Raw genomic sequence first — 8,767 nt, 5'->3', positions numbered from 1 at the left:
TGTTGATCTTTGTTTTGCTGATCTTTGTTTTGCTGATCTTTGTTTTGTTGATCTTTGTTTTGCTGATCTTTGTTTTGCTGATTTTGATTCTTTTCTTTTTCTTTCTTTAAAAGATCTTCAATTAATTTACGGTTATAAAGTGCATCTTGGTTGGATGAATTAATTGCTAATGCTTTATTGTAGGCTTTAAGGGCTTCTTCATATTTTCCCATATGTGCTAAAGAATTTCCTTCATTATAATATCCCTGCTCATTTCCTGAATTTTGATACAATTCAGCCGCTTTTTGATAGTCTCCAGCCCTATATGCAGCGGCAGCAGCCCAATCACTTCGTGTAAAGGTTTCTTGGGCTTCTTTAAATTGATTTTTTGACATTAACTCTTGCCCTTGTTGGTCTGGGGTAATCCATAAGTCGTGCCAATTAAAAGCATGAACGGAAAAGGAATAGAATAAAAATAATAAAAGAATGAGGCAGCGCTTCATACAGTTACCCTCTGCATCCAACCGCGTCGAAACACTGGTAAGAGCAACAGCAGCGCGGGGATTAAAAACCATCGCCCTTCATCCCGCCAAAGTGGGATATCTTCATTTTGGCTTAGAGCATATTTGTTAGTATTTCCAGAGTTAAGCCATTGATCCAAATCACTTGAGTCGGAGGTATATTTTATCAATTGTCCTTCCCCTTCCTGGGCGAATTTCTGAAATAATGGGTTTAAATTTTGATCTGCTTTGATTGGCATAATCGAGGAATAAATGCCTGATTCTGCTAATTTCTTTGCAAGCGCAATCGATTCGCTTGAAGGGGAGTCTGCAGTCATTACTAAAATTTGTCCTTGATTATAACCTGCTTGTTTGATCAGAGTGCTGGCCTCGTTTAATGCGCTATGTAAATTTTGACCTGTCACGGGCATTATATCTGGAGTTAATGAAGCAAGTAATGATGAAATTGTTTGCCCATCATCAGTCAGCGGGGAGACGACAAAAGGTTCGCTAGTAAAAATTACTAAGCCAAACTGACCTGCATCTTTGTGTGCAAATAAGTCATGCAATTTAAATTTGGCGCGACTTAAACGACTTGGCGATAAATCATTTACCATCATATTTTCAGACATATCCAAAACCAAAACCCTGGGCTGTATTGGCTTGTAGGTTGCCACAGGTAGTTTATACCATACCGGGCCTGCACTACTTAAAATCATAAATAGAAGGCTGAATATTAAGCTCAATAAAGAACCTACTCGTTGGCCTTGTTCTTTCTTTTGAAGCAGGTGATTGAGCAAATGTGGATCACAAACTTCGGCCCATGCATGTAGCTTGGGTTTTTGTCGCCATAAAACCAGGGTTAATCCTAATAAAGGCATTATCATCAAAAGCCACCATGGTCTTAAAAAATGAAAAGTTGTCATCATGGCCTTAATGCCTCCCTTTTTTCTGCTGAAAAGTTTACTCTTAAAGACAGGTCAGTTTTTTCAAACAGCCAAAAGAAGCAAAGAACTAAAGCGAAAGCAACAAACCATGGATAATATTCTTTTTGTGGTCGTACAGTAGCTTGCTCTTGGTTTATCGTTTCTAATTGATTAATCGTTTTGTAGATTAAATGGAGTGATTCAGTATCTGTTGCACGAAAATAGCGTCCTCCTGTCATATCAGACATTTTTTTCAAGGTTTCTTCATCTAAATCTGCCGCGGGACTTTGCATGAGAAAATCACCAACGAGGGCTCTGGAATCGCCTTCCGAACCTAAACCAATAGTATAAATTTTAATTCCTTCCTCTTTCGCTAATTCAGCTGCCTTAAGTGGAGCAAGTACGCCTGAATTATTCGCTCCATCAGTTAATAGAATAATAACACGCCCTTTTTTGGGTGCACTATCTAAACGTTTGACTGCAAGGCCCACCGCATCACCTATAGAAGTTGTTTTGCCTGCAAGTCCGGCTGTGGCATCTTCAAGGCGTAAAAGTATTGAATGTCGGTCGTAGGTTAGAGGTGTTTGTAAGTAAGCTCGGGTGCCAAAAAGTATTAAACCAATTTTATCGCCTGAGCGCTCACGCACGAATTGTTCTGCGGCGCTTTTTACTATATTCAAACGGCTTGTAGGTCTCCCATGCAAAATCATGTCTGGAATTTCCATGCTTCCTGATAAGTCCAAGGCCATCATGATGTTATATCCTTCACGAGAAACGGGTTTAGGGGCACCAACCCAACGTGGCCCAGCTAGAGCAAATACGAGTAATAACCATACTAAGGCCGGTATTAAAAGAGAGTGTTGTACAGAAATAGAACTCTTTTCCTGATCGGCTATGTCAATCATAGCTGCGAAGAAAGGTACTCTTAAAGCCGTGGGCAATTTTACTTTTACCCTGGGCATTAAAAACCAGAGAATTAAAGGCAAAGGAACAAGTAATAAAACCCAGGGGATGGCTAATTCGAACATGGCACTCTCCGTTGTTTAATCCAAAGCTGTGCAGTTTTGAACAGTGGGCTGAGATCCATGGTTTGACCTGTTTTAAAAGGGGCATCTAGAAGCATGTCTTTTACTAAGTTAAAATCTATTCCTTTACCTGTTGCATTTAAAAAACGCAGCCAGTTTTCCTCATGTAAGCTGGCAACTTCACCTCTTGGATAGTAGACTAAGGCAACTCGGCGTAATAATTCTGAAATACGGGCACTTGTCAGGGCTACATTGTGTTCTTTTTCGTATTCTTTTTGATAATTCATTAATAAAATTAAAGCGCAGTTCTTTGCTTTTGCATTACGATGATTTTTGTAAATCCAATAAAAAACAAAGATGAATATTAATACCATAAGTGCGATGACCACATACCACCCCGGGGCTAAGGGCCACCAGCCTATAGGTGTGGGAAGATGAATATCTTTTAATTGCGCCAAGGGGTCGGTGTTAGCCATGGGAAGACCTCCTGGGAAAAGTTTGCCGTACTAATGGAGCTAAATCGAGATCCGCGGTTACTTGAACATACTGAATATGTAAGCGACGTAACTGTTCCTGTAATTGGGTGATGCGCTGCTGGCAGTAATGTTCGTAAGCAATGTTTATTGAGTGAAGGCTGGTATCAAGAATTATTTCCTGTTTTCCATTGGTAATGGCATATTGCTGCGGTTTTGGTGGAGCGAGTTCTATTTTGTCGCAGATATGATATGCCAGAATATCATTGTGTGAGCGTAACCGATTTAAATGCCGCTCACTTTCATTATCCAGAGAATAAAAATCACTGATTAAAACTAAAATACTTCCGGGTCTAATCACACGATTTAAGCGGATCAATACATCACTGAGTTGTCTTGGCTGAGCCTCTCGTTGTTCTTCGGTTTGCGCCGTATAATGACTTAACGAAGCGAGCATGGGAAGAACCCCTACTTCACGGCTACGAGGGGTAAATTCACTGTGTTCGGTGGCTGAAAAAAATAATCCACCTACCCTATCTCCCTCCTTGATTACCGTCCAGGCAAGAAGCGCCGTTAATCGTGCAGCGATTACGGATTTAAATGCGATGCGCGTACCAAAAATCATTGATGGATTAAAATCGGTGAGAATGACTACAGGGCGCTCTTTTTCTTCCTGATACACTTTGACATGAGGTCTACCTGTACGTGCAGTGACACGCCATTCCATGTGACGAATTTCATCACCAGCTTGATAATTCCTTACTTCAGCAAAATCCATTCCTCGACCACGTAATCGGGATAAATGGTTGCCTGAGCGTATCGCTTTACCTTCTGGATGATAACGAACGGATTGTACATAACGTCTTAATTCAATCAGTTCATTGAGTTCTGCAACAACACCATTTGCCATAAAAACCTCTAGTACTTCATTTTACTTAGCCTATTAGATTCTCTAACACGATCCCCAAGTTTTTTTTCGGATCATCTACAAGACCAACTTCCAGCTGCTTTTACGCAGGATCCAGCACTATTGCCAGAACTAAAAAGCCCGCCTACAAGCAGTGGGGCGTCGACATTGTAAGAAATCAAGCATGAAAACTTGAGGATCGGGTCTAAGGAACAGCAACTAAGCGTAACAAGGAGTCAATAAAGTCATCGCTATTAATTCCCTCTGCTTCAGCTTCAAAACTTAATAAAATTCTATGTCGTAAAACATCATGAGCAATTACATGGATATCATCTGGGGTGACGTAATCTCTTCCTGAAAGCCATGCATGTGCTTTTGAACAACGATCCAGGGCAATTGTAGCACGAGGACTGGCACCAAAGCGTAACCATCTAGCTAATTCTTCGCTATACACCCCGGGATTTCGAGTGGCGATGACTAATTGTACCAAATAATTTTCTATTGCTTCGCTAGTATGAACATTTAGCACTTGCTTACGCGCTTCAAATAATGTCTTCTGGGGTAATTTTTCAGTTGTAGCTGGCTTGTTGGCCATCGCAAGACCCATGGCTTCTTTGCGGGATAACGCTAAAATATCGTGTTCTACCTTCGCATCCGGATAACTAATTTTTACATACATTAAAAATCGGTCTAATTGTGCTTCCGGCAAAGGATAAGTTCCTTCTTGTTCAATAGGATTTTGAGTTGCCATTACCAAAAACAATTCTGGTAAGGGATATGTTTTACCTCCTATGGTAACTTGTCTTTCTGCCATGGCTTCGAGTAACGCAGATTGTACCTTAGCTGGGGCTCTGTTAATTTCATCTGCTAAAAGGAGATGATGGAATATTGGGCCTGGTTGAAAAACAAAAGAGCCATTTTGGGGGTGGTACACATCAGTTCCCGTCAAATCCCCAGGCAATAAATCCGGTGTAAATTGGATGCGGTGAAAATTACCTTCAACTCCATCAGATAATTCTTTAACAGCACGCGTTTTTGCCAAACCCGGCGCTCCTTCAACCAATAAATGACCATCAGCAAGTAAGGCGATGAGCAGACGCGAAATTAACGCTTTTTGGCCTAAAATTTGCGAGTTTAAGCGATGACTTAACTGTAATATTTGATGTTGCACCGAATTTTCAGTTTTATTGTCTTCTACTTGCTCCATAGTTTTCTACCTTAAATGTGAATAAATTCAATACTGAGATTAGAGGTCATTGACATTTTGCCTCCTAAGTCTACGTGCCCTATTTTCCTTATATGTGGAGCCAGTGCTGATCATATTCAAGTACCATGATACTAATCGATTCAATATCGCCTTGATTCCGCACACAAAGCTCGAAAAGTAGACAACCTGGAATGAATTGTCAACAGGTTCTAAAATAATGAACTTATCCTAACGTGAATTGCATCTGCTGCCAAGTCCCACAGATAATGGCTGTTTATTATTTGAGCACCAAAAGGGGTGTTGTTAACTTTTTTGAAAACTCGCTAAAGAGTGCAAAGCGCACTAATTATGAAATGCAGAATCCAGGGGCTTCTCTATGAAAACCCAGATGCAGGGCTTCTCTCTACCGTTGATAATCTGGGTGAAGTTCCAAAGGCATCATCATTTGTAAGCGTTGATAAAGGGAAAGTATTTCTTCACAAAAGACATGAAATTGTTGCTGGTTTTCCCAAAGATCAAAATCCGTACCTTTGTGAAAAGCCTGCTGTTTGGTCAATGTTTTTAATAAAAGGATTTCTTGATGAGAAAATCCCAAATGACGGTTTAACTCAACCAGTTCCATAAGCTTCTTATATTCCTTGATTGGACGATGTTCATGCAAACAATAAGCTTTTAATGTAAGTTGAAAGGCTTGATACATCAATGAAGTGACTGGTGTTAATACAATCAGGGAATCAGAGTCCCTTACAGTCCCTTGAGTGAGTTGCTGAAGCAAATAGTCTGCAGCATAGGCATGTTGTGTTGCGATGTTGAGTATTTCCAAAGGAGATAAATAACGTTTGTCCATGAAGGATTTATCCTATTTAATTCGATTTTTTTTCAATTATGTTAAAATTCGCACTCATTATATCCATGAATGAAATTGATGCACGCTTTTATTAACAGTTCTTTGAAAATTGGAGGTTTAACACTACCTCATCGACTTATCCAAGGCCCCTTGGCAGGCTATAGTTGTGCTCCATTTAGAACATTATTTCATAATTATCGCCCACCAGCTTACTGTGTGACTGAAATGAGTTCTGCAATCGATATCCTTTACAAACATTCAAGAAGTTCCCGCTATATTTATCGGGCTCCGGAAGAGCAGATTCTCGCTTATCAACTTGCAGGCACAGAACCACATCTTTTGGCACAAGCGGCACAAAACCTACAACGTTATGGTGCTGATATCATTGACATCAATTGCGGTTGCCCCAAGCCTAAAATCCGTAAAAAAGGTGCCGGAAGCGCATTACTTGAAGCCCCTGACCAATTGGTGAAAATTGTTAAAGAAGTTCGCGCGGCAATCACGATACCGTTAACCGTTAAAATTCGCATTCAAGGCAATGAGCAAGACTTTATTTTGGCGAAAAAAATTCAAGAAGCAGGGGCTGATGCATTGATTGTGCATGGTCGTCGCTGGATGGATGATTATGAAGTCACCCCCGATTTACACCAAATTGCATGTATCAAGCAACGTTTAGTGATTCCTGTTATTGCTAATGGCGACATTCATGATCTTGACAGCCTAAAAAAAACTATAGCGCTTAGCGGTTGTGATGCTTATATGATTTCTCGTGCGGGAAGCGGTAAACCCTGGCTTTACCAGGAGTTATTGGCGCAACAAAATGTGGCGGTGAGTTTTTCTGAAAAAATTAATCTTTTTATATCGCACTTACAAGGCCTTGCTGCATTAGAAGATGAATATAAAGCTGTTTTACAAAGCAAATCTTTGATACGTTACTATTTTGGAAAAGTGTTGGATGCATCATTATTGAATCGTTTTTATCAGTTGGATTCTTTAGAAAAGATAGCGCATTTTTTCATGGTACTGCAAAACGACTGAAAGGGAAATTTAGTATGGTGAAAAAGAGTATTCGGTGGGGAATTATTGGGACAAGTTATATCTCTGAAGTTATGGCACGTGCTATCGAAGAGTCTTCCACAGGTCTACTAGAGGCTATAGGGAGCCGCTCGATGTTAACTGCCCAAACATTTGCAGAAAAGTTTGCAGTGCCTCATTATTATGATAATTATCAAGCAATACTGGATAACCCTGAAGTTGATGTGGTTTATATTGGATTGCCGAACCACTTGCATCAAGAATGGATCATTCGTGCGGCTTTAGCAGGGAAACACATACTTTGTGAAAAACCCTTAGTCATGAATGTACGTGAGCTGCAAGAAGTGATTGCAATTACTGAAGAATCTCAAGTTATCTGTATGGAAGCATTGATGTATCGCTCCCATCCTTTGACGCAAAAAATAAAAGAAATTATTCGCAATAAAAGCATCGGAGAGGTCAAACTATATCATGCGACTTATACGGCAAATATTGCTGAAATCGCCAATCCTATTGCAGGGGGATGTATTCGTAATCTAGGATGCTATCCCATTTCGTTAATACGATTTTTAGCTGATGCTGAACCTGTTGAAATCAAAGCAATGGGTAGAATAAATCCTGTCAGTAACAATGATAATCAAGCAAGTATCCTTTTAAAATTTGAAAATGACGCACTGGCCGTGGTATCTACAGCCGATGATATTGAGATGTACTGGCAATTTGATGTTTATGGGACTGAAGGTCATTTGCAGGTAGTAACAAATCCCTGGCTTCCTACTCAAGACAATAACCTGCTTTTAGTTTGCCGGCATAATGAACCTGCACTGGAAATTCAAGTAGCGGCTGAAGCTTCATTATACAGCTATCAAATTGATTTAATGAATCACATGATTCTTAATGGAGATACATTAAATTCAAAACGTATCTCTTTATTAGAGAGTTATGGAACTATTTCTGTTTTAGAAACCTGGCTGCAGCAAGTAAAAGCTCAGAATTAATGCAAGGCTCTGGAAATTTTAAGTTCCTATCCGCCTTTATGTCCTGACTACAAAATTTGAAAGATGTTTGTATGGAAGAGGAACTAGGTAAGTATGCTTCTTCCTCCGTCAACTTTAAGAATTTGTCCCGTGATATAAGGATTTTCAGCCAGGGTTAAAATGGCTTGGGCAATATAATCTGGATCGCCGTGTTTTTTTAAAGGTATTTTTGCAATTATTTTTTCTTGTATTTCTGGCGTTAATGTATTGGAACTCTCTGGCCAGATGATCGCTCCCGGCGCAATTGCATTTACTCTGATTTCAGGAGCAAATTCGCGGGCTAAGCTTTTTGTTTGCATTTCCAAGGCCGCTTTGCTTTGGCAATAGACAGAATATCCTTTCAGGGGGTTTTCCGCATGGATGTCAGTCACATTGGTAATGGATCCGGATTGTTTTGCAAGTAAAGGACGGGCGGCAAGACTTAATAAAAAAGGGACTTTGACATGAATATCGAATAAGGCATTCCAATTAGGTGGGCTAAAGGATGTCATTTCGGTGCGTATGAAAAGAGAGGCATTGTTCACGAGTAAATCCAACCGCCCAGCCCAATCATTTACTGCAGTCATAATGTCTTCAGCAGCGCTAGCATCAAATAATTCTTTTTGTACCACAAAAACACTGTTCGCGCGTTGGGCATTTAGATTTTTTGCAAGGAGTTGTGCTTCTTGCAGGGATTGATGGCAATGGATAACTACATTATACCCTGTGGCATGCAGTTTTTGGACTATTGCGGCACCAACACGGCGCGCCCCGCCTGTAACCAAAGCGAGTTTTGCTTCTTGTGTTTTTTCGAATTTCAAGGTATTTTCCCTAGATTTTTTATTTATTTTC

General features: G+C 40.1%; 10 protein-coding genes. 2 read left to right on the top strand and 8 right to left on the bottom strand.

Annotated features, from left to right (window positions below):
* The 7 genes from EKG34_RS18580 to EKG34_RS07860 all read right to left on the bottom strand — a co-directional run.
* Nucleotides 1–482, bottom strand: a 482-nt coding sequence (locus EKG34_RS18580; protein WP_242616749.1) for a tetratricopeptide repeat protein, incomplete at its 3' end; no start/stop codon positions are given.
* Entirely contained in the window at nucleotides 479–1,408 is a 930-nt protein-coding gene (locus EKG34_RS07885) for a vWA domain-containing protein (RefSeq protein WP_003633527.1), read from the bottom strand. The genes EKG34_RS07885 and EKG34_RS18580, both read right to left, overlap by 4 nt.
* Complete coding sequence (locus EKG34_RS07880) at nucleotides 1,405–2,433, bottom strand: vWA domain-containing protein (protein WP_003633526.1); 1,029 nt, start codon at nucleotides 2,431–2,433, stop codon at nucleotides 1,405–1,407. Before EKG34_RS07880 ends, EKG34_RS07885 begins: the two co-directional genes overlap by 4 nt.
* Entirely contained in the window at nucleotides 2,421–2,906 is a 486-nt protein-coding gene (locus tag EKG34_RS07875) for a DUF4381 domain-containing protein (RefSeq protein ID WP_080619838.1), read from the bottom strand. The genes EKG34_RS07880 and EKG34_RS07875 overlap by 13 nt, the downstream gene beginning before the upstream one ends.
* Complete coding sequence (locus EKG34_RS07870) at nucleotides 2,899–3,813, bottom strand: DUF58 domain-containing protein (RefSeq protein ID WP_080619837.1); 915 nt, start codon at nucleotides 3,811–3,813, stop codon at nucleotides 2,899–2,901. The genes EKG34_RS07875 and EKG34_RS07870 overlap by 8 nt, the downstream gene beginning before the upstream one ends.
* Nucleotides 3,814–4,015: 202 nt before the next feature.
* Nucleotides 4,016–5,017, bottom strand: a complete 1,002-nt coding sequence (locus tag EKG34_RS07865; RefSeq protein WP_003633523.1) for an AAA family ATPase — start codon at nucleotides 5,015–5,017, stop codon at nucleotides 4,016–4,018.
* A 403-nt stretch (nucleotides 5,018–5,420) separates the two neighbouring features.
* Entirely contained in the window at nucleotides 5,421–5,864 is a 444-nt protein-coding gene (locus EKG34_RS07860) for a hypothetical protein (protein ID WP_003633520.1), read from the bottom strand.
* 78 nt (nucleotides 5,865–5,942) lie between these two features.
* Here EKG34_RS07860 and EKG34_RS07855 point away from each other — a divergent pair, with 78 nt between their 5' ends.
* Entirely contained in the window at nucleotides 5,943–6,902 is a 960-nt protein-coding gene (locus EKG34_RS07855) for a tRNA dihydrouridine synthase (RefSeq protein ID WP_003633518.1), read from the top strand.
* Nucleotides 6,903–6,916: 14 nt separating this feature from the next.
* On the top strand, nucleotides 6,917–7,897 hold the full coding sequence (locus EKG34_RS07850; protein ID WP_003633516.1) for a Gfo/Idh/MocA family protein: 981 nt from the start codon (nucleotides 6,917–6,919) through the stop codon (nucleotides 7,895–7,897).
* 83 nt (nucleotides 7,898–7,980) lie between these two features.
* Here EKG34_RS07850 and EKG34_RS07845 read toward each other — a convergent pair whose 3' ends face one another.
* Nucleotides 7,981–8,736: a pteridine reductase gene (locus tag EKG34_RS07845; protein ID WP_003633515.1), complete on the bottom strand. Its 756-nt coding sequence runs from the start codon at nucleotides 8,734–8,736 to the stop codon at nucleotides 7,981–7,983.
* Nucleotides 8,737–8,767: the final 31 nt, after the last annotated feature.

Origin of the sequence: Legionella longbeachae, assembly GCF_004283175.1 — a bacterium.
GTDB lineage: Bacteria > Pseudomonadota > Gammaproteobacteria > Legionellales > Legionellaceae > Legionella > Legionella longbeachae.
This window is presented reverse-complemented; position numbering and strand designations above follow the sequence as displayed.

Bases quoted from the DNA above. Each gene is read 5' to 3' on its own strand.
- EKG34_RS07860 (WP_003633520.1), bottom strand. From the start codon at position 5,864: ATGGACAAACGTTATTTATCTCCTTTGGAAATACTCAACATCGCAACA.
- EKG34_RS07855 (WP_003633518.1), top strand. From the start codon at position 5,943: ATGCACGCTTTTATTAACAGTTCTTTGAAAATTGGAGGTTTAACACTA.
- EKG34_RS07880 (WP_003633526.1), bottom strand. From the start codon at position 2,433: ATGTTCGAATTAGCCATCCCCTGGGTTTTATTACTTGTTCCTTTGCCT.
- EKG34_RS07865 (WP_003633523.1), bottom strand. From the start codon at position 5,017: ATGGAGCAAGTAGAAGACAATAAAACTGAAAATTCGGTGCAACATCAA.
- EKG34_RS07875 (WP_080619838.1), bottom strand. From the start codon at position 2,906: ATGGCTAACACCGACCCCTTGGCGCAATTAAAAGATATTCATCTTCCC.
- EKG34_RS07870 (WP_080619837.1), bottom strand. From the start codon at position 3,813: ATGGCAAATGGTGTTGTTGCAGAACTCAATGAACTGATTGAATTAAGA.
- EKG34_RS07885 (WP_003633527.1), bottom strand. From the start codon at position 1,408: ATGATGACAACTTTTCATTTTTTAAGACCATGGTGGCTTTTGATGATA.
- EKG34_RS07850 (WP_003633516.1), top strand. From the start codon at position 6,917: ATGGTGAAAAAGAGTATTCGGTGGGGAATTATTGGGACAAGTTATATC.